This window comes from Myxococcales bacterium, assembly GCA_016703425.1.
Taxonomy (GTDB): Bacteria; Myxococcota_A; Polyangia; order Polyangiales; family Polyangiaceae; genus JADJCA01.
Genome location: JADJCA010000001.1, coordinates 1,046,920 through 1,066,359 on the forward strand (window position 1 = coordinate 1,046,920; position 19,440 = coordinate 1,066,359).

At 69.0% G+C, this 19,440-nt stretch carries 16 protein-coding genes; 6 read left to right on the plus strand and 10 right to left on the minus strand.

Annotated features, from left to right (window positions below):
• Positions 1 to 29 precede the first annotated feature (29 nt).
• From kdpB to IPG50_04615, 7 genes are all read right to left on the minus strand, one after another.
• Entirely contained in the window at positions 30 to 2,171 is a 2,142-nt protein-coding gene (gene kdpB, locus IPG50_04585; protein MBK6691466.1) for a potassium-transporting ATPase subunit KdpB, read from the minus strand.
• On the minus strand, positions 2,171 to 3,922 hold the full coding sequence (kdpA, locus tag IPG50_04590; GenBank protein MBK6691467.1) for a potassium-transporting ATPase subunit KdpA: 1,752 nt from the start codon (positions 3,920 to 3,922) through the stop codon (positions 2,171 to 2,173). The genes kdpB and kdpA overlap by 1 nt, the downstream gene beginning before the upstream one ends.
• A complete protein-coding gene (gene kdpF, locus IPG50_04595) occupies positions 3,919 to 4,011 on the minus strand; it encodes a K(+)-transporting ATPase subunit F (GenBank protein ID MBK6691468.1) in 93 nt (30 codons plus the stop codon). Before kdpF ends, kdpA begins: the two co-directional genes overlap by 4 nt.
• Positions 4,012 to 4,185: 174 nt before the next feature.
• Positions 4,186 to 5,511 (minus strand): porin, encoded by a 1,326-nt coding sequence (locus IPG50_04600; protein ID MBK6691469.1) that lies wholly within the window; start codon positions 5,509 to 5,511, stop codon positions 4,186 to 4,188.
• A gap of 293 nt (positions 5,512 to 5,804) precedes the next feature.
• Entirely contained in the window at positions 5,805 to 6,506 is a 702-nt protein-coding gene (locus IPG50_04605) for a response regulator (protein MBK6691470.1), read from the minus strand.
• A complete protein-coding gene (locus IPG50_04610) occupies positions 6,503 to 9,229 on the minus strand; it encodes a sensor histidine kinase KdpD (protein MBK6691471.1) in 2,727 nt (908 codons plus the stop codon). Before IPG50_04610 ends, IPG50_04605 begins: the two co-directional genes overlap by 4 nt.
• Before the next feature lie 80 nt (positions 9,230 to 9,309).
• Positions 9,310 to 10,686 carry a protein kinase gene (locus tag IPG50_04615; GenBank protein ID MBK6691472.1) on the minus strand — a complete coding sequence of 459 codons (1,377 nt, stop codon included), beginning with the start codon at positions 10,684 to 10,686 and terminating at the stop codon, positions 9,310 to 9,312.
• Between the two features lie 233 nt (positions 10,687 to 10,919).
• On the opposite strand from IPG50_04615, the gene IPG50_04620 reads away from it, so the two are divergent.
• From IPG50_04620 to IPG50_04645, 6 genes are all read left to right on the plus strand, one after another.
• On the plus strand, positions 10,920 to 11,537 hold the full coding sequence (locus IPG50_04620; protein ID MBK6691473.1) for a hypothetical protein: 618 nt from the start codon (positions 10,920 to 10,922) through the stop codon (positions 11,535 to 11,537).
• Positions 11,538 to 11,576: 39 nt separating this feature from the next.
• Positions 11,577 to 11,969, plus strand: a complete 393-nt coding sequence (locus IPG50_04625; GenBank protein MBK6691474.1) for a hypothetical protein — start codon at positions 11,577 to 11,579, stop codon at positions 11,967 to 11,969.
• A gap of 104 nt (positions 11,970 to 12,073) precedes the next feature.
• The gene (locus IPG50_04630; protein ID MBK6691475.1) at positions 12,074 to 12,496 is read left to right on the plus strand and encodes a hypothetical protein; all 423 of its coding nucleotides are present in this window, start codon (positions 12,074 to 12,076) and stop codon (positions 12,494 to 12,496) included.
• Between the two features lies 1 nt (position 12,497).
• On the plus strand, positions 12,498 to 13,328 hold the full coding sequence (locus tag IPG50_04635; GenBank protein ID MBK6691476.1) for a hypothetical protein: 831 nt from the start codon (positions 12,498 to 12,500) through the stop codon (positions 13,326 to 13,328).
• 199 nt (positions 13,329 to 13,527) lie between these two features.
• Entirely contained in the window at positions 13,528 to 14,604 is a 1,077-nt protein-coding gene (locus tag IPG50_04640) for a hypothetical protein (protein MBK6691477.1), read from the plus strand.
• A gap of 252 nt (positions 14,605 to 14,856) precedes the next feature.
• Positions 14,857 to 16,692, plus strand: a complete 1,836-nt coding sequence (locus IPG50_04645) for a PAS domain S-box protein (GenBank protein ID MBK6691478.1) — start codon at positions 14,857 to 14,859, stop codon at positions 16,690 to 16,692.
• A gap of 36 nt (positions 16,693 to 16,728) precedes the next feature.
• On the opposite strand, the gene IPG50_04650 is transcribed toward IPG50_04645, so the two are convergent.
• The 3 genes from IPG50_04650 to IPG50_04660 form a co-directional block, all read right to left on the minus strand.
• The gene (locus tag IPG50_04650; GenBank protein MBK6691479.1) at positions 16,729 to 17,391 is read right to left on the minus strand and encodes a hypothetical protein; all 663 of its coding nucleotides are present in this window, start codon (positions 17,389 to 17,391) and stop codon (positions 16,729 to 16,731) included.
• A gap of 76 nt (positions 17,392 to 17,467) precedes the next feature.
• Complete coding sequence (locus tag IPG50_04655; GenBank protein ID MBK6691480.1) at positions 17,468 to 18,091, minus strand: zeta toxin family protein; 624 nt, start codon at positions 18,089 to 18,091, stop codon at positions 17,468 to 17,470.
• On the minus strand, positions 18,088 to 18,294 hold the full coding sequence (locus tag IPG50_04660; GenBank protein ID MBK6691481.1) for a hypothetical protein: 207 nt from the start codon (positions 18,292 to 18,294) through the stop codon (positions 18,088 to 18,090). The genes IPG50_04655 and IPG50_04660 overlap by 4 nt, the downstream gene beginning before the upstream one ends.
• Positions 18,295 to 19,440 lie beyond the last annotated feature (1,146 nt).

A 19,440-nucleotide genomic window follows, 5' to 3' on the forward strand; every position in this document is an offset into this window, starting at 1 on the left:
AGGCGGCGGCGAATCGGGCGAGCGAAGGCTTAGGTCAACCGAAGAACCGACAGAACGACGTCAACGACCTTGATGCCGATGAACGGGACCACGACGCCGCCCAAGCCGTAGACCACGAGGTTTCGCCGGAGCAGCGTCTCGGCGGTTTCTGGCCGATACGCGACGCCGCGGAGCGCCAGCGGGATGAGCACCACGATGATGAGCGCGTTGAAGATGACGGCGCTCATGATGGCGCTCGCGGGCGTGGCGAGGCGCATGACGTTCAGGGCGCCCAGCTCGGGAACGGTGACGGCGAAGGCCGCGGGAATGATGGCGAAGTACTTGGCGATGTCGTTGGCGATGCTGAAGGTCGTGAGCGCGCCGCGCGTCATGAGCATCTGCTTGCCGATCTCGACGATCTCGATGAGCTTGGTCGGGTTCGAGTCGAGGTCGACCATGTTGCCGGCTTCTTTCGCGGCTTGCGTGCCCGAGCTCATGGCTACCGCCACGTCGGCTTGCGCCAGCGCCGGCGCGTCGTTGGTGCCGTCGCCGGTCATCGCCACGAGGCGCCCCGTGGCTTGATGTTGACGAATGAGCGCGAGCTTCGCCTCCGGCGTCGCCTGCGCGAGGAAGTCGTCGACGCCAGCCTCGGCGGCGATGGCGGCGGCCGTGAGCGGGTTGTCGCCCGTGATCATCACCGTCTTGATGCCCATGCGCCTTAGCTCGACGAAACGCTCCTTGATGCCGCCCTTGACGATGTCCTTCAGCTCGATGACGCCGAGGACGCGCGCGCCATCGGCGACGACGAGCGGCGTGGCGCCCTTCTTGGCGACGTCGCGAACGGCGGCGCGGACCGCTTCATGGAACTCGCCGCCAAGCTTTGTGACGTAGGCAAGGACAGCGTCCGAAGCGCCTTTCCTCACCTCGCGGCCGGCCACGTCGACCCCGCTCATGCGCGTCTGCGCGGTGAACGGAATAAACTCGCCGCCGAGCGCCCGAAGCGACCGCTCCTCGAGCCCATGTTTCTCACGAGCCAGCGCGACGACGCTCCGCCCTTCCGGCGTCTCGTCGGCCAACGACGCGAGCTGCGCCGCCTCGGCGAGCGCGGCGACGGTGACGCCCGGCGCCGGATGAAAGGCCGTCGCCTGCCGGTTTCCGTGCGTGATGGTGCCGGTCTTGTCGAGCAAGAGCACGTCGACGTCGCCGGCCGCTTCGACGGCGCGGCCCGAGGTGGCGATGACGTTCGCCTGAATCATGCGATCCATGCCGGCGATGCCGATGGCCGAGAGCAGCCCGCCGATGGTCGTCGGGATGAGGCACACCAAGAGCGCCACGAGCACGGTGAGGGTCACCGGTTGACCGGCTCCCTGCGCCTTCACGGTGAAGATCGAAAACGGCAGGAGCGTCACCGTCGCGAGGAGGAAGACGATGGTGAGCGCCGCGAGGAGGATCGAGAGCGCGATCTCGTTGGGCGTTCGCCTCCGCTTCGCGCCCTCGACCATGGCGATCATGCGATCGAGGAAGGTGTCGCCGGGGTTCGCCGACGCCCGCACGATGATCCAGTCGGAGAGGACGCGCGTGCCCGCGACGACGGCGCTTCGATCACCGCCGGCCTCGCGAATGACGGGCGCGCTCTCGCCGGTGATGGCCGCCTCGTTGACGCTCGCGGCGCCCGCGGCGATCTCGCCGTCGCAGGGAATGTCGTCGCCGGCCTCGATGAGCACGACGTCACCGCGCCGCAGCGCCGCCGACGAGACGGTCTCCCAGGTAAGCCGAGGCCGCGGATCTTTGTCCTCCGCGAGCGACGAGGCGTCCGCCGACAAGTCTGGGCTCGTGACCTTCTTTGCCGGCGTGTCTTTGCGCGCGCCGCGCAGGGCGTCAGCCTGGGCCTTGCCACGACCTTCGGCCATCGCCTCGGCGAAGTTCGCGAAGAGAACCGTGAACCAGAGCCACAGGCTCACGGCGAGGATGAATCCCGCCGGCGCCTCGCCGGTGCCAACGGCCGCTTGAACGAAGAGCGCCGTCGTCAGGACGCTCCCCACGAGGACGACGAACATGACCGGGTTTCGCACCTGGTGACGCGGGTCGAGCTTGCGGAACGAATCGACGACGGCGCGCCGAACGATGGGCCCGTCGAAGAGCTTTCGCGGCGCCTTTGAGGTGGCGCTTGCGGTGGAGGCGGAGGAGGCCATCAGTGTGCTCCGAGCTTGAGATGCGCCGCGACGGGGCCGAGCGCGAGCGCCGGGATGAACGTGAGCGCGCCGACCACGAGCACGGTGAAGACCAAGAGCGCGCCAAAGAGCCACGTGTGCGTCGGCAGCGTGCCGCTCGTGGTGGGCACGATCTTCTTTTTGGCGAGCGACGCCGCGAGCGCCAAGGTCGGGACGATGAGCCAGTAGCGGGCCCCGAACATCAAGAGGCCCAGGACGACGTTGTAGAACGGCGTGTTGGCGGAGAGGCCCGCGAAGGCGCTCCCGTTGTTGTTGCCCGCGGAAGACGCCGCGTAGAGGATCTCGCTGAAGCCGTGCGCGCCTGGGTTTAGGACTCCCTTTTGGCCCGCCTCGGTCACGCTGGCCACGGCGGCGCCGAGGAGCACGAGCACCGGCGGAATCAAGACGACGAGCGACGCCATCTTCATCTCGTAGGGTTCGATCTTCTTGCCCAGGTACTCGGGGGTGCGGCCAACCATCAGCCCGGCGACGAAGACGGCAACGACGGCGAAGACGAGCATGCCGTAGAGGCCCGACCCCACGCCGCCAAAGACCACCTCGCCGAGCTGCATCAAGACCATCGGGGCGAGGCCCCCGAGCGGCGTGAAGGAGTCGTGCATGGAGTTCACAGAGCCGTTGGACGCGGCCGTCGTGGCCGTCGCCCACAGGGCCGAGCCCGTCACGCCGAAGCGGAGCTCCTTGCCTTCCATGTTGCCTCCGGCCTGAAGCGCGGAGGCCGCCTGATCGATCGAGAGCCCGAGGCTGGGCGCGGAGAGCGCGGCGTTCGGGCCTTGCTCGGCCCAAAGGCAGAGCGCGAGGAACGGAACGAAGAGCGCGAACATCGCCGAGAGGATCACGAGGCCCTGGCGCCGATCGCCGACCATCTTTCCGAACGTCACGCACAAGGCGGCGGGAACCAGGAGAATCGAGAGGACCTGCACGAAGTTCGAGAGCGGCGTGGGGTTCTCGAACGGGTGCGCCGAGTTGACGTTGAAGAAGCCGCCGCCGTTGGTGCCCAGTTGCTTGATGGCGATCTGCGACGCGGCAGGCCCGAGCGCGATCAGCTGATCCAACACCGCCTTGCCGTCGGCGTCTTTCGTGCCCTCCACGAGGCTCGCACTCACGGAAGGCCCAAACGTCTGCACGACGCCCTGCGACACGAGCACGAGCGCCACCACGACCGAGAGCGGCAAGAGCACGTAGAGCGTCGAGCGCGTGAGATCGACCCAGAAGCTCCCGAGCGTGGCAGCGCCGGTGCGTGTGAAGCCGCGGACGAGCGCCACGAGGACGGCCATGCCCGTCGCCGCCGACACGAAGTTCTGGACCGTGAGCCCGACCATCTGGGTCAGGTAGCTCATGGTCGACTCGCCGCCGTAGCCCTGCCAGTTGGTGTTGGAGGCGAAGCTGACGGCCGTGTTGAACGACGAGTCGGGCGAGACCGCGGCGAGGCCTTGCGGGTTCAGCGGCAGCGCGCCTTGCAGGCGCTGGAGCGCGTAGACGGCGAGAAGCCCGGCCACGTTGAAGAGGAGGACCGAGAGCACGTAGCTGCGGAGGGTCATCTCCTCCTTCGCGTTGACGCCCACGACGCGATAGATCGCGCGTTCGACGGGTCCGAGGACGCGCTGGCTTAGAAGCGCCTTCTCCTCGTAGACGCGGGCCATGAAGGACCCGAGCGGGAACGCCAGCGCGCCGAGGACGACGACGTAGAGCGCGAGCTGCACGAGCGCGTTCACGAGAAGTCCTCCGGCTTGAGCATGGCGTAGACGAGGTAGACGAAGAGCGCCGACGACAGAACGGCGCCCACGAGGTAGAGCGGGCTCATAGGCTTAGGGCCACCTTCCACGGCGACGTCACGCGCGCTCGCAGATGCGGAAGAGCGCGAGCGTCGCGACGACCAGTGCGGCAATCAGACCGAGATGAAGCGCGTCGAGCATGGCGAATCCTCACTCGCCATGACTCTAGTGAGCCGCGCGTCAGGGATTCGTTAAGACAGACGTCAGAACCACGCGGTGGCGCCGAGGAGCAGCGTCGTCTGCGTTCGCGCGTTGGCCACGTAGGGCGCTCCGGCGACGCCTGCGCCGGCGACGTCGCCCGCGAAGTAGAGCGGCTCGTCGGCCACGTCGTGGCGGCCCTCGAGGCGCACCGACAGGTTCTCGTGCGGCCGGACGTCGAGCGTCACCGTCGCCGAGCTCACCCACTCGACGCCGCCCCAAAAGAGCGGGGAGCTGGCGCGCCCCGAACCGTCGGTGCCGAGGTGCTCGTGGAACCGATCGCCGCGAAGCGTCACGAAGAACTTTTCGACGGGACGCACGCGGCCGTAGAGCGCACCGGCGATCCAGCGAGCGGGGCCCATGCGCGTCGTCTCCCAGCCGTAGTCGCCCTGGGCTGCGACGGAGAGCCAATCGGTCGCATCGACCTGCGCTGTGGCGTCGAGGTGGTGGCGCCAACGCGGACCTTCCGGCGAGCCGGTCGGGCGTTCGATGCCGCCGAAGTAGAGCGCCTGCAAGGCGAGCTTGCTCTCGATCTTGTAGACCAACGTCGCCTGCACGCTCTTCTCTTCGTTGTTGTCGACGACAGAGTTCCAACCGTTGAAGATCCCGACGATGGCCGAGAGCTCCTTCGTGAGCTCCTGCGTGGCGCGGAGGCCCGTGTGGTAATAGGGGAACCCGTAGAAGAGGTTCGAGCGCGACCAATTCCAGTTGTCCTTCACCGACAACACCTCGTAGCCAACGGGCGACGCGCTGAGTCCGAGTTGCAGCAGCAGCCCTCGACCGACGGGCGCCTTGTACGTGACGTAGGCCTCCTGAAGGTACTTCCAGAGTTCGCCGTTCGAGGCGTTCGCCCCCGATGCGCCGGGCAGCGTGGGCTCGCCGAGGTAGATGGTGCTGGGCATGCTGCCCACTTGAAGGGCGAGCTTGGCCCCGAAGGGGCCACCTTCGGCGGTCGCCCCGAGCACCACGTTCGTGAACGAGAACGTGTTGTGCCGGTTGTCGAAGCCGCGGGCGTTGGTGATGCCGTTGGAGGGCCTGTTGAGGTTGTACGCGTAGTAGGCCTCGACGTAGCCGAGCGGCGTGATCTTGACGGGCGCTAGCTTCTCGGGCTCCGGGGCCGGCCTTTCCGCCGCGGGCGCCGGTGCCGGCTTCGCGACTGGCGGAGGCGGAGCCGACGGAGAGCTCTCCGGGACCGGCGCGGCTTCGGCGAGCGGCGTGAGCGTCGACGACGCCGGCGCTTCTTGAGCAAGCGCCCCCCACGGTGCCCAAGCGGAGCAGGCCACGATGAGCGCCGCGCCACGGCGCCGCGCCAAGGCTGCGTTTCGCTTCATGGGAACGGTCATGCGCATGCGGCTATCTATCAGCATCGGGTCCTCTCGGTGGGCGAAGAAACAGGTACGCGCTCATGGCGCAGAGGAGCAGCCCGAGGGTGAGGACAGCCCGGCCCCCAACCCACGCGCCGCCCAGCACGATGGCTGCGCCGGCTCCGGCAAGGGCCCGCGCGTGGAGGGTGTCGACGTCCCGACGCCTCCGACTCATGGGTCGATCCATCCGTCTCGTCCCGCCATGCGCCCATTGTGGCGCGTGGGAGATCAAGGAGTCGTCAAGGCGAACGGGCGGGGCGTCACTCGTCGGTGCGCAAGCGGTAGCCAACACCGGGCTCGGTGAGGAGCCGCCGCGGCTCGGCGGGCTCGGCCTCGAGCTTGTGGCGCAGTTGCACCATGTAGACCCGCAGGTAGTGCGTCTGGGTCGCGTAAGCCGGACCCCACACCTCCTTCAAGAGCTGCCGATGCGTCAGCACCTTGCCGGCGTTCTTCATCAGGTACGCGAGGAGCTTGTACTCGTTGGGCGTGAGGTGCACCTCACGCTCACCGGCAAAGACCTGACGCTTGTCGAGGTCGACGCGCCAATCGCCGACGGCGAGCACCGGTTCGGTGCGTCCTTCGCGGACTCGCTGCGAGTGACGCAGCGCGACGCGCATCCGCGCCAAGAGCTCGCTCGTCCCAAACGGCTTCGTCAGGTAGTCGTCGGCGCCGACGTCGAGGGCGCGGACCTTGTCTTCCTCTTGGCCGCGCGCGCTGATGATGATGATGGGGCGCGTCGACCACTCGCGGAGAGCCTTCGTCACGTCCATCCCGTCCATGTCCGGCAAGCCGAGATCGAGGAGCACGACATCGGGGTTGTGCGTGCGCGCCAGCGCGAGCGCCTCCGCGCCCGTCGCCGCGAGCACGACGCGGTACCCTTCCGTCGACAGCGAGGTTCGGAGGAACTTCGCCATCGACGGCTCATCTTCGACCACGAGCACCACGAGGGAAACGTCGGTCATGGCTCAGCCTCCACGGTGGGCGGCTCGCCTACGATCGGAACCGTGAAGGCGAACTCGGCGCCGCCGCCGGCGCGGTTCTTCGCCCAGATGCGGCCGCCGTGCGCCTCCACGATGCCCCTCGCGATGGTCAGACCGAGACCGACGCCCCCGCCGGCCGCGCGAACCCCTGGACCTGTCTCCGCCCGGTAGAACTTCTCGAAGACCTTCGCCTCGTCGCCGGGCGCGAGCCCCTTGCCGCGGTCGGCGACCACGATCTCCACCTCGCCGCGTTCGCCCGCGTTCGGGTTGAACGTCGCGTGAATTTCGACGGCGCTGTCGTCGGGCGTGTACTTCGCCACGTTCTCGAGGAGGTTCACCAGGAGTTGCTGCATGAGCAGCGAATCGTAAGGCACGAGCGGCAGATCGGCCGCGAGGTCCGTGGAAACGCTGCGGCGCCCAAGCAGCGCTCGCGTGCGTCCCAGCGCCGCGCCCACGGCTTCCTCGAGCGGTTGCCACTCGCGCGTGATCCGCACCTCACCCGCCTCGAGGCGCGTCATGTCGAGGAGGTTCCGCACGAGGCGGTGGAGGCGCGCGGCCTCGAGGAGGATCGACTCGGTCAGCTCGCGGCGCGTGGCTGGCGCGAGGCGCTCGTCGAGGAGCGTACTGGCGGTCCCGGTGATGACCGCGAGCGGTGTGCGCAAGTCGTGCGACACCGAGGACAGGAGCGCGTTGCGGAGCTGCTCGGCCAGCACTTCGCGGCGCGCCGCGGCCGCTTCCTCGGCGAGCGTCGTCCGCGCCAGCGCCGCCGCAATTTGCACCAAGAACGCGTCAAGGTGTGGCCGTTCATCGACGCCTATCCGGGCCGCATCGTCGGCGACGAGGACGCCGAGCACGGCGAGGCGCTTCGTCGGCGACTCGAGGCTCACGTAGAGGCCTCGGGACGAAGGCAGCGTGTCGGTCGTGTTTCCTGCGGCTCCGCCGTTCTTCCACACCCACTCGGCGACGGCCTGCTCTCGCTCGTCGGGCTCGTAGCCGGCGGCCCCAAGCGCGACCGCCACGAGCGGCGCACCCGCGTCCCGGCTCTTGCCTTGCCAAGCGGCGACGCGCACGCCGAAGACGTCGACGATGTGCTCCGCGCCCAGCGCGAGCGCCTCGGCCGGCGCCTTGGCCGCGGCGAGCTTGCGCGTGAGCGCGTACAGGCTCGCGGTCCGAAGCTCGCGCTCTCTCGCCGCGTCGGCCTGGCCTCGCACGCGCGCCGTCAGGCCGCTGGTGACCGCGGCGACGACAAACATGACGGCGAAGGTCACCACGTGGCGCAGATCCGCGACGGCAAACGTGAGGTACGGGGGCACGAAGAAGAAGTCGAGCGCGAGGACCGCCGCGACGGCCGCCGTGAGCGACGGCCCGAGGCCCCACCGAAGCGCAACGAGCACGACGCCGAGGAGGTAGACCATGGCCACATCGGCGAGCTGAGTTTTGCCGAACGTCGCGTCCGAGACCAACGTCGCGAGGACCACGACGAGGACCGACGCACCGTACGCCGAGGGCGACGCGCCGCGACGCTTCGGCCGGCGCTCCCCTGCCCGCGGCCGCCCGTCGAGCGGCTCGCCCGACAAGACGTGCACATCGATGTCGCCGGAGAGACGCACGAGCTCATCGAGGAACGGCGCCCTAAGCCGGTCGCGCCAGCGAGCGTGCGTGGGCTTGCCCACGAGGATCCGTGTCACGTTGCGCGTCCGTGCGAAGCGGACGATCGCCTCGGGGCCACGCTCCGCCGCGAGCGTCACCGGCTCGCCGCCGAGGGCCCGCGCGAGGTCCAGGTGATGCGCGAGGCGCGCCTTGTCGCTCGCGGTCATCCCGAGCGCGGCGGGCGTCTCCACGTAGGCCGCGATCCAGTCGCAGTGCAGCCCCGCCGCGAGGCGGCGTGCGCTTCGAATGAGGCGCTCCGAGGCGGGGCTCGCCGACACGCTGACGAGCAGCCGCTCGCCGACGGGCCAAGTCCGGTCGATCCCTTGAGCATCGCGATAGCGACGCATTTCGGCGTCGACGCGCTGCGCGGTGACGCGAAGGGCGAGCTCGCGGAGCGCGATGAGGTTGCCGGGACGGAAGAAGTTCTCTCCTGCGTGAGCCGCCTGCGCGGGCGCGTAGACCTTCCCTTGGTGGAGCCGGTCCAAGAGCTCATCGATGGGCAAGTCGAGGATGCGAACGTCGTCGGCGGCCTCGAAGATGCGGTCCGGCACGCTCTCTTTGACGACGACGCCAGTCACTTGGGTCACGACGTCGCGCAGGCTCTCCAGGTGCTGCACGTTCAGCGTCGTGAAGACGTCGATGCCCGCGACGAGCAGCTCTTCGACGTCCTGCCATCGCTTCTTGTGGCGCGAGCCTTCGGCGTTGGTGTGCGCGAGCTCGTCGACGAGGAGCAGCGCGGGCTTCCGCGCGAGGGCGGCGTCGAGATCGAACTCCTCGAGCTCGATGCCGCGATGCGTGATCTGGCGGCGTGGCAAGAGCTCGTGACCCAAAACGAGCGCGCCCGTGTCGTAGCGTCCGTGCGTCTCGACGAGGCCGATGGCCACGTCGCGGCCGGCCTCGCGCTCGAGGCGCGCCGCCTCCAGCATCGCGTAGGTCTTCCCAACGCCCGGTGACGCCCCGAAGAAGATCGTCAGCTTGCCGCGGCTCTCCCTCGCCAGATCCGCCTTGACCCTCGCGAGGAGCGCTTCCGGATCGGGCCTGTCGTCGTCGGTCACGGCTCAGATCTAGCTGAGGCACGCTCGGAGCGCGGGCTCCGTGGCCTGGGCCGGTTCATCTTTGTGAAATCTTGATGTCGCTACCGCGGGGTGGGCCGGGGCGGGCCGGTCTTTGCGCGGGCCCCCGCCCCCGCTGCGGGCGCGCGGCTGGTCGGTCCCATGGCCTCGACCATCTCGGCGAGGGTGCGAAACCGCACGTGCGGATCGCGCGCGCACGCCTTGGCAAACCATGCGTCGAACTCCGGCGGCAAGCCCGAGTGCAACTGCGAGGGAACGGGCAGAGCCTCCAGGCACACGCGCGCGAAAATCTGCGCCAAGGTGTCCCCGTTGAAAGGGCGCGCCGCAGTCGCTGCCGTGAAGATGGTCGCGCCGAGGGCCCAGAGATCGAGCGCCTTGTTGGGCGTGACGTCACCTCGCAGGCATTCAGGGCTCGTCGTCGCCGCGTTGCCCGTCGTGACGGCGCCGCTGGCGTTGGGAGAGAGCGCGCGCTGCACGAAGCCAAAGTCGACGAGCTTTGCGACGAACCCCGCGCTGTGATCCGCGGCGGGCAAGAGCACGACGTTCTCGGGCTTCACGTTGCCGTGCACGAGCCCCGCGCCATGCACCTCTCCGAGCGCGTCGACCAATTGATGAACGAGCGCTCCCGTCTCCGCCATCGTGAGCGGGCCCCGGCGCGCGACGCGATCGGCGAGGGTCTCGCCCGCGAGGTATTCCATCGCCAAGTAAGGGAGGCCCTCGTGGCTGCCGTGCCCATAGATGCGCGCCACGTGCGAACTTCGGAGCTGCGCGGCGGCCCGCGCGTCGGCCTCGAAGGATGAATAGTCGGCGAGCTCAGCGGCGTCGGCCTTCATGAAGCGGATGGCGACGTTGATGCCGAGCGACAGATGCAGCGCGAGCCATACGGTGGAGCGCGGGCCTTCGGCGATCAGTCGTTCGAGCCGGTAGCGCCCACCCAGCGTGATCGTGGGCTCCGATGCGCGGGGTCCGCGCAACTCGGGCGAGGCCATCGGCGACCCCATGGGCGGAGGGATGCTCGACGGCGTGACGCTGCCGGGCGGGAGGCTCGCCATGCGCGGCCTCGGCCGCCCTTCGCGAAAGGCGAGTCCCCGCGCGATCCGAAAGCGGAGCTCGCGACCGATCACGGGCTTGACGAGCACGTCGTCGATGCCGGCCTCGCGGCCTTCGATGAGGTCGCCGGTCGCCTTCGACTCCACGAGGGCGATGACGTAGACGTTGGCACCCTGCGGCGTCGAGCGGAGCATGCGGCAGACCTCGAGGCCCGAGAGGCCCGGCGTGTCCCAGCCGATGAGGAGCACGGGGGGCGGGTCGTCTCGGTCAAGGGCGCGCCAGGCGTCCACGCCGGAGCTCATCACGACGGGTTCGAAGCCCCAGCCCAAGAGGTGCTCAGCGACCGTTTTGGTCGCGGCGGTGTCGTGGTCACAAACCAAGATGCGCATAGTGGGGGGGCCTGCTCGTCCGACCTGTCGCACGCACAAGAGGTCGCGTTTGGCTCTAGCGGGACTTTTGCGCCACGCCACTGGAATCGTTCACCGCCAGCATGGCCGTCTCCCCGCAGCGACGCGTGGATCGCGCGGTGCCGTGGCGGCGCCAGACGTCGGGCCAAATGCCCTCCCTTTGGTGCGCCAGTTCGCCCCGCGAGACGGGCTCAAATGTTGCTGCTCAAATGTCGATGCTTCCCTCCATCGCTGGTTTCCGCTCCCTGGACGTCGATGCGCTGGGTGGCGTCGCAGGCGGCCGCGCGCTCGAGTCCATCCGGCCCGTGCGGTCGTTTGGCTTTCAGGCCGCCGAGACTCCGTCGTTGCCCGACGCGCAAAGCGAGCTTTTCGCGCCCTTCGACCCGGCCCCCGCGATCGCGCCCGCGGGTCTCACGCCGGCGTTGCCCGAAGCCCGCACCGATCTCGCCTTGCCGGAGGCACGGAGTGACTTGCCACCGGAGCTGCCGGAGGCTCAAAGCGATCTCCCGCCGCCGGCGTTCGACCCGAACAACGAAGCGCCGGTCCCGAACGACACGCCGCGCCAAGCGCCGCCACGCGAGGCCGCGCCGGCTGCGCCCCCTGACGACAGCGCGCAGTACGGCGGCGGCGAGTACGGCCCAAACTACGGAGGCTCGAGCCACTACTCGCGCGGCGAGTACGGGCCTGGCGGCTGCGAGCCCTACGGCAACAGCTACAGCGGCGGGTACGACGGTGGCGGCTACCAAGGCGGTGGCTACGGCGGTGGCTACGACGGCGGGTCTTCCTACGGTGGGTACGAAGGCGGCGGCGGCGAGAGCGGCGGCTGCTACTGAGACCTTGCCGCGCCGAGCGCTCCTTGCCACGCTCGCGCCGTGAGCGCGGAGAACGACGACGACACGAACGGCACGGGCAGCGCGAACGCGAGCGCGACGGACGCTGCGCCGAACCCTGGTACGGACCCCGCCAAGGCGCCGAACGAAGATCGCGATGCGATCCTCGAGCGTCGTCGACGCATGGTCACGACAGCCCTCGCGGGCTTCGCGGGGGCGACCTTGCTCGCGTGCGGCAAGGCGCTCGCTGACCCCGACGCTGGCGTGAGCCCGCAGCCTTGCCTGAGTAAACCGGTCCAGCTCGACGCCGAGGCTGTGCCGTCGCCGTGCCTTAGTTTCATACGCGTGCTCGACGCCGGCGACGGTGGGCGGCCGGCAAAAGATGCGAGCGCGGCGCCCCAGCCTTGCCTCAAGCTCGCGCCGAAGCGCGACTGACGTACGTCTGACGGGCCTCGTCCGACAAATCGCGTCCGCGCACCGCCGCTACGGGAGACGAGGGCGAGCTTGCCGCCCCTGCGAAGAGCTGCGACTCTCGCGCTGTGACCGACGACGCGAAGAAGCCTCCCGCAAGCACCGCGGCCCCGATACCCGCGACACCAACCGCGGCCGACGAACAGGACCGCGCAGCGATCTTGGAGCGACGCACCCGCTTCGTGGCGGCGGCGCTCGCGGGGCTTGCCGGCGCGTCGCTCGTGGCGGCGTGCGGCGAGACCTCCGCGCCGTCCAACCCTGACGCCGGCGACGGCGTCATCGCAGCGCAGCCACAGCCGTGCCTGAGCAAGAGGGCCGACCCGGAAGACGGCGCCGCTGGCGATGCCGCGAACGACGCGGTGAACGACGCGAAGCCGCAACCGTGCCTCGACATCGCCTTCGACGCCGGTTCACTCGACGCAACGCCGCAGCCGTGCCTCTCCCCGCCTCCGCCCGATAGCGGGGGCGGGGGCGATAGCGGCGGCGACTGACGTGATTCGCTCCGCGACGGTCTACGAGGAGCTCGCCTTCTTCGCGCTCTCTCGCGTCCCCATTCCGAAGCAAGCATCGCTGCCCGCGCGATCGGCGGCGTTCGTGGGGGCGCGCTCGGGCGCCGCTTCGGAGGAGACGGCCCGTCCCTTCGACGAAGATCGGCCTGCGCTCCTCGCGCTCGCGCAGAACGGCGTCCTCACGGCGCAACACCTGCCGCGACTGTTCCCGGACGTGGAAGCTTTCCTTGCGACGGCTAAGAAGTCCGTGCGCGAGCTTTCGACCGACGACGGCGCCGACGCGGACTGTTTGCTCGCGCTCCAGAGCGGCGACGCGAGGCTCGCGGATCTCTTGCTCTGCGACATGGCGCTGGCCGCATCGAGCTTCGAGGCCACGGAGGGAGCCGAGGCGGAAGCCCGCACGACAGCGGCGCTCCCGGCCATGAAGGCGAACGTGCGCGCCCTCGCCGCCATCGCGCCTCACGTGGGCTCCCTCGACATCGTCGTCACGGCCGAGTTGGCGCGAGCCGGGCGCGGCTTTCTGAAGCGCCCGAGGCCGCTGGCGTACGTGGGCCTCGCGGCTGGCGATGAGGGGGCTGCCGCCATGCACGCGGCGCTCGTCGCGCTGCACGAGCTCGCGGTCATGCACGGGCCGGCCGATCACAGCGTGGCGGAGCGCGCAGCCATCGACGCGTGCGCGATGCTTGTTCAGGAGACGGCGTTCAGGGACGCGTTCGCCGAGCGGATCGCATCGCTGGATTTGTCGGCCATTGCGACGCGGGAAGCGGCGGAGGATGCGACGCGGGCGGTGCTGGCGAGGCTGATGAGGGCGTAGACCGGTTGGGGCGGCCGGGCGACCCCGAACATTACTGGACGGAGTCCACGCAGTGGACGGAGTCCAGTCATGTCGACGGGTCCGAAGGACCCTAGTCACCACGACCCGGAGCGGGCCCGCGAACGAATCCCTGCGACCTCGCCGCGCGGCACGGCTCCTTCGGGCAACGGACGCCCGCGGGTGCTCCCGAAAGGACGCCATGCGCACGAGATTCTCCCGTTCCCCTCACCGCTCGCTCTTCGCGATGCCGCTCGTCGCTACCCTTGCGCTCGTGGCGTGCGGCGGCGCGGGCGAGCTCGACGACGAAGGCACGTCGGCCGACGCGGTCAAGAAGCGCATCAAGCCGCAGGGGACTGAGGGCGTCGTCCGCATCACGAAGCCCTCGTGGGCGACGGCCGCGTTCGACCAGGGGCTCTTCTTTGGCGGCAGCACCGTGAAGCTGGGCGACTCCCTCAGCAAGCCGCCGGACACGTATCGCCTCACCCTCCCCGCCTCGGAGAGCTCCATCGAGGTGAGGGCGGGCGCCGCCGAGACCTTCACGCCGGCGGGCCTGCGCATCCGCTACGCAAACCCGATCCACTCGACCTGGTTCGCTTCGAATCAGATCTTGGTGAAGGGCACGAGCGGCTACCAGCTACGCGCCGGGGGAGCCGAGATCGCGCTCGCGGCTCACGCTGGCCGCTTCGACGTGACGGCCGGCGCGTTCACGTGGACCGGCACGCTCACCGCGGGCGCGCTCGCCGATCTCGTCGTGCCGACGGCGACGCTCGTGCTTCAGTTCGACCCCATCGATCCGAGCTACCCGACCGTCGGCGAGAACTGCCTTCGTTTGCGTGCGCTCCGCAACGACATTGATCGCTACCCGAACTACACAGCCACCCGTTGGAGCGAGAGCCCGGCGCTGCGCGAGCTCGGCGCGGGTCCCGTCTATGTGCCGGCGGACGTGCCGGTGGCCTTGAATCGCGGCGTGGCCTTCAGCGATCAGGCCGACGTCGCGAGCTACCCGATGGCGGCCGGCACGACGACCACCATCACGTTGAACCGCCTCGAGGTGGAGGACGTCGTGGTGCCGTCGGCGACGGCGCCGCTCCGCGGCACGTATTCGCTCGAGCTCAAGAGCGGCGGCGGCTCGTGGACGCCGTACCGCTGCGGCAGCAACGCGGCCTTCGCGACGCACACGGGCATCGACTTGCCCAACGGGTCGTATCGCGTGACGACGTACGCCAACGGACCGAACGGGGCGATTCGCTCGGTGGAGGAAGTGAGCTTCCCGTGAGCGAGCGGCGGAGGGGCTCACGCAACGAGCGCGGCTCCGCGAATCCAACGCGTGAGCACGAGCTCGACAGCTCACGCCGCCAAGGTTGCCTTCCGGGGTAACGCCAATCACGAAGGTCGGGCGAACCTCCCGAAAGTCTGCACCTGCAGCCTTTGCTCGGCGATATGCTCGCCCCGGGGCCGCGGGGTCCTGCCGGGGGGACCGATGCTGACAACCGAAAGCTCGGGGCTGTTGTCGAGGATGGTGGAGGCCATGTTCGATGGGGTCTCCGTGGTCGACGCAAGCGGCGAGCAGAGCTACGTAAACGACGCGCTGTGCGCGATGCTCGGGTTCAGCCGCGACGAGCTGCTCGGCAAGCACGCGCCGTATCCGTATTGGCCTGTCGAGGAGCTCCCGAACCTCGAAGCGGCCGTTCATCGCAGCGCGACTGGACGCTCGGAGCCTTGCGATCTTGTGCTCCAGCGCAAGAACGGCGAGCGGTTTCACGTGACCGTGGCGACCGTCACGTTGACGGACGAAACTGGCGCCGTCGTCGCGCGCTGCGCCACCATCAAGGACATCAGCGAGCAGAAGCGCGTGGAGCGCTCTCTGCGCGAAGCCGAGGAGCGCTGGCGCTCGATCGCAGAGAACCCCTTCGACTTCGTCGTGGTGATCGATCGCGAGCACCGGTACACCTACGTCAATCACACGGCACCGGGCCTCTCGCGCGAGTCGCTCATCGGCCGGGCCACGCCGTTTGACTTCGTCGATGCCAAGCATCACGACGCGATGCGCGCAGCTTTCGAGAAGACCTTTAGGACCGGGGAAGCCACCGCCTACGACGTCCATGTACCGCAGCTCGACGCCTGGTACGCGAGCGTTGTCGGGGCCGTGGTCGAGCACGGGCAAGTCACCGGTCTCTCCATTCTCACGCGAGACATCACTGAGCAGAAGCGCACCGAGGACGAGCTCAAACGCACCGAGCAGCGGCTGCGAGACTCGCACAAGATCGAGACCCTTGGCATGCTCGCAGGGGGCATCGCGCACGACATCAACAACGTCTTGACGCCGATCGTGGCCTACTCGGAGCTCGCGCAGCGCGAGCTCAGCTCCGAGCACCGAGTCCAGGAGTACCTGGACGCGATCCGCGTCGCGAGTCACCGGGCGAGCGACCTGGTGAGGCGCGTCCTCCTGTTCAGTCGCCGGCAAGAGCCGAAGAAGGCGACGGTCGATTTGCGAGACATCGTACGTAGCGACACGTCTCTCGTGCGAGCGTCGCTGCCAGCCACGATCGAGCTCGTGATCGACGTGCCCGACGAACCGTTCTACGTCCTGGCCGATCCCGCTCAACTGGGGCAGGTGCTCGCCAACCTGGTGAGCAACGCGCTTCAGGCGCTGGAGCAGCGCGGTGGGAGGGTGGCGATTTCGCTCCGTCGCGCCGAGAGCGGCGTCGTGTTGTCGGTCACGGATAACGGGCCAGGGATGGACGCGGAGGTCCAAAGGCGCGCCTTCGAGCCGTTCTTCACGACGAAGCCGCTCGGCGCAGGCACCGGCTTGGGCTTGTCGATCGTTCACGGCGTCGTCCGCGAGCACGGCGGTGAGGTCGAGCTCCGTAGCGCGCCCGGCGAGGGCACCACCGTCGTGGTTCACCTTCCCTCGGGCACAGCGTTGGCGGCCGAGACGCCACGCCGTCCACATCGTGCGATGGGGCAAGGTTTGCGCGTGCTCCTGGTCGACGATGAGGCGCCCATCGCGAAGGTGGCGGGTGAGATCCTCCGCGAAAGCGGCCACACCGTCACGGCCTTGACGTCCCCAGAGGCCGCTCTCGAAGTCTTCACGCGCGCGCCCGAAACGTTCGACGTGCTCCTGTCGGACGAATCGATGCCCAAGATGACGGGCACTGCGTTGATCGCCGCGCTGCGCCGCATCAGCCCCGCGTTGAAGGTCGTGCTGATGACCGGGCGCAACGACGAGGACCTGCAGCGCCGCGCGGCGTCGCTGCGCGTGCTCCAGGTCCTCGCGAAGCCCTTCGGGCGCCAGGACCTTCTCGACGCCATTGAAGCGGCGGGCGACGGGGCCGCGCCGCCTCGTGCGGTTGATCGGGGCTGAGCCGATGATCCGCCGTCCCAGCCGAGCGCGGGCGCGTCAGTAGGTCGTCGTGAACGAGTCCATGTTGGCGTTCGAGGGCCACGAGAAGGTGCGCACGTAGCGGTCGACGCAGCCCGCGACGTCCGGGTCTGATGGGCTTGTGGTGACACTGACGCCGACGGGGCGCCCCAACTTGATCGCGACCTTCACCGTCACCTTCATGCTGTCGGGGGCTCCGCACTCCCCGACGAAGCGGCCGCTCCGCATGGGACCGGAGAGCTGGACGTCGGTGAGGTCGGGGCGGCCCTGCGTTCCGATGGTGATGTCCCGCTTGTTCGAGGCGATCGCGGCCTCGTAGGTGGGGCCGGCGGGTCCGCGCCCGGTGAAGGGACGGGCGGCGACGGGGCTGGGATCCTCGTCGCCGTCGGCATTTCCGCTCCCTCCGGCAATTCCGCCGGCAGTTCCGCCGACACCGCGGGCGCCGCCGCTTCGGCCGCCGCCGGCGCTTGGCTTGCCTTTGCGCGAGCCCTTCTTGGGGGGCTTCGTCTTTCGTCCGGCCCGAGCGTCGGGCGACGCGTCGGCGATGGGTTCGAGGTCCCATTGCCCTTCGTTGGGGTCTGTATCCGCCTGCCTCAAGACGACGTACGCGGCACCGGCGCCACCGACGGCGAGGAGTAACGCGATGACGCATGCGGTCCTCCAGTGGCGCGGGGTTGCCATGCTGAGGGGATGGTACCGCGGCTGGTGGGTTCGAGGGCGCGACCTCGACCTGAGCGCGCATGCTGTGCGTCGCGCCTCACGCGACGCGGAGGTCCACGAAGGCGGAATGCGGCTCGAGGCCACTCGTCGCGTCCGCGACCCACTCGGGCAGCTCGCCGTACACCTTTCGAAGTTGCCCGCCATGGGTGCGCGCACAGAGGCGGGCCTCGGCACCTTCGATGGAGTTGTCGTAGATGTAGACGCGGTCGGCGATCTGAATGGACGGTCCTAGGTTCGCGAGCGACTTGATGTAGCGGGCGACGATCTTGTCGATCGGCACGCTGTGCCCCCCCTCCATCACGCGGCCAGCAACGCGCGCCGCATTGATCCGAGGATCGCTCGTGCCGATGAAGAAGACGCGCACGAAGTAGCCGGCCACCTTCGCGCGCAAGAGGAAGTCGATCTTGCTCTCCGTCGAAAGGACCGTCTCAAACGCGATGCCGAAACCCGCCACGAGCAGCTCTTCCCGACGCGCCTCGGTCCATCGAGCCGCCTTGAGCACGGCGTCCGGCGAGTTCCAGTCGCCGAATTGGTCGCGAGCGATCTCGTCGGGGTTGAGATATTCGACGTTGTCGCTCCACTTCTCTTCGCGAAGACGGCCCGTGATGGTCGTCTTGCCGGCGCCGTTCGGGCCCGCGATCACGAGCAGAACCGGATTCACGTGCCCGACTGTCCAAGGCGCGCTCTCGCCGCCACCAGGCGAGCGAGCGCAGCGGCGCGGGCGACCGCGATCGCGTCGCGTGTTCGTACGCGCGCGGCGTCTCGCGAAGCCTTCACGTGGGCGAAGGCGCGAGTCGAAAGGCCCACGAGCTGCTCGTCGGTTGGCTCGAAGTCGGGATCGCTCAGGTTCACGCGCTCGGACACGAGGACAAGCTTAGCAGCCGCATCGGACGGGGCTCCAGTCTCTCGTTCGGCGCAAAAGCGCGGCCTCACGCGCGGCTTCGATGACGGCCGAGGGCTGCGGGCGCCGCGCGCGTTCGTCGCGTTTCTCTCCGCCGGCAGGGTTTACCAGTGGACGCCCGAGCGCGTCATCCAGCGCGGTTTGAGCGCTGGCGCCGAGGCGCGCATCTTTGCCAAGGTGCCGAGCGACGTCGGCGCGCAGGACGCACGTGATCGTGCGGGGTGGCCGTGTCCATCTGATTCCTCCCCGGGCGGTGACGCGAACGTAAAACGCTGTGGGCGCCGTTGTGGACATCCGATCCGCGGGGCCGGCCCCGCAGGGTTGCCGGGCTTTGGCTTGTCCCGCAAGGAGAACACCGGCGTGCCCGGCGGCCACGATCAGCTTCCCTCGCTCGGCACGCCCCGCCCGCCTCACGCAACACCGACCGGGATCTCGACCTCGACCTCGACCCCGACCTCGACCTCGACCTCGACCTCGACCTCGACCTCGACCTCGACCCCGACCTCGACCAGGACCCCGACCTCGGACCTTGCCGACCTGCGCACTCGCGGTGAGGACTCACTCGCAAGCGCGTGCCGCCTAAGGGCGGCACTTTGCGCTTGCAGGGGAAGGAGCTTCTTCGCCCAACAGGCAACGCTTCGAAGGGACTCGCTCCGTCATGTTCGGCACCTCGCCGCCTTCGGCGGCGGGGGGAGAGGTGCCGAACATGACGGAACAATTCCCAGTTTCAGAAACTTGATGCCTATGCGGTCGCGAAGGCGATGGCGATGGCTGTGCACGGCGCGAAGATTTCGCATCGCGAGCTGCGGGATCAGGCCGAGCGCGCGAGCGTGAGCACCTTCCTTCAGCTCAGCGAAGGCTTGCCCAACGACGCGCCTGGCATGCGCCGCCGCTACTTCACCCCGTCGGGTGTCGCGAAGCGCGTTACATCGCGCGCAACAGCCTCTGCGAGGTGGTGGCGGCCATCGACTTGGCGCTCGCGTTGGGGGCCATCGCGGAAGGGCGCGCGAGGAGGTGCTTGCGGCGGCGCATCGGCTAAGGGGCATGCTCATCGCGCTGGCGAGGTAGAGAGCTTGGTCGAGGCCTCGCTGAGGCCTCGACCGAAGCCG

Coding starts and splice junctions, on each gene's coding strand:
- kdpB (MBK6691466.1), bottom strand. CDS start 2,171: ATGGCCTCCTCCGCCTCCACCGCAAGCGCCACCTCAAAGGCGCCGCGA.
- kdpF (MBK6691468.1), bottom strand. CDS start 4,011: ATGAGCCCGCTCTACCTCGTGGGCGCCGTTCTGTCGTCGGCGCTCTTC.
- IPG50_04600 (MBK6691469.1), bottom strand. CDS start 5,511: ATGAAGCGAAACGCAGCCTTGGCGCGGCGCCGTGGCGCGGCGCTCATC.
- IPG50_04605 (MBK6691470.1), bottom strand. CDS start 6,506: ATGACCGACGTTTCCCTCGTGGTGCTCGTGGTCGAAGATGAGCCGTCG.
- IPG50_04615 (MBK6691472.1), bottom strand. CDS start 10,686: ATGCGCATCTTGGTTTGTGACCACGACACCGCCGCGACCAAAACGGTC.
- IPG50_04620 (MBK6691473.1), top strand. CDS start 10,920: ATGCTTCCCTCCATCGCTGGTTTCCGCTCCCTGGACGTCGATGCGCTG.
- IPG50_04640 (MBK6691477.1), top strand. CDS start 13,528: ATGCGCACGAGATTCTCCCGTTCCCCTCACCGCTCGCTCTTCGCGATG.
- IPG50_04645 (MBK6691478.1), top strand. CDS start 14,857: ATGTTCGATGGGGTCTCCGTGGTCGACGCAAGCGGCGAGCAGAGCTAC.
- IPG50_04650 (MBK6691479.1), bottom strand. CDS start 17,391: ATGGCAACCCCGCGCCACTGGAGGACCGCATGCGTCATCGCGTTACTC.